This is a genomic window from Bowmanella yangjiangensis (assembly GCF_017255015.1).
GTDB classification, from domain to species: Bacteria; Pseudomonadota; Gammaproteobacteria; order Enterobacterales; family Alteromonadaceae; genus Bowmanella; species Bowmanella yangjiangensis.
In genome coordinates, this window is the sequence record NZ_JAFKCS010000439.1 from 1 (window position 1) to 645 (window position 645).

The window sequence follows — 645 nt, forward strand, 5'->3', positions numbered from 1 at the left end:
TGCATCGCTGAACATGTCCACCACTGCCTGCTTGGAGCGCGCGCACAGCTTGACCGCCTGCTCCAGCTCCTGCTCCATCGACAGGTTCCTGACCTTGGGTGGCTCGATGGCGGCCAGCAGGCGGGCCTGTGCCTCGCATTCGACCTCGGCCTCGGTGGCGGCCTGCACACCGGCGGCGACGTCAGCTCCCTTGCTGACGTCGATCCACAGTTCGCTGATCGCGCTGTCGCGAATGCGTGCGAGATCCTTTTCGGAGTTGAGGACGAACTTGGATTTCCAGAAGGGGTGATCCATCCACGAACCACAGAATTCCTGAATGAACATTCCGACACGAAGATCGGTGACGGCGATCCGCTTGAGCATGGCATGTACCGAAAGATGAGAATGCCTTCCCTGACCAGGCTACTTCCGATGAGGCTCATGGGTATATAGCCTCTCAACTGGCAATAGGCCAGTCAGCAGCGCTTTGAGCAAAGCGTCGCGCTTGCATAAGATGGCCGCTCACCGCCTGCCATGGAGTCGACATGCGCCCCCTGCTGACCGGCCTTGCGAACGTCGTTCTGCTACTCGCCAACACCCTGATCCTGATCGGCCCGTTGCTGCTGATCGCGCTGGGCAAATTCGTGCTGCCCGGCCAGGCCGCGC

At 60.9% G+C, this 645-nt stretch carries 1 protein-coding gene; it reads right to left on the reverse strand.

Annotation, left to right across the window (positions count from 1 at the left end):
- Positions 1 to 363: DUF3391 domain-containing protein (locus J0A65_RS25025; RefSeq protein ID WP_206596934.1), on the reverse strand; the 363-nt coding region annotated here is incomplete at its 3' end.
- Positions 364 to 645: the final 282 nt, after the last annotated feature.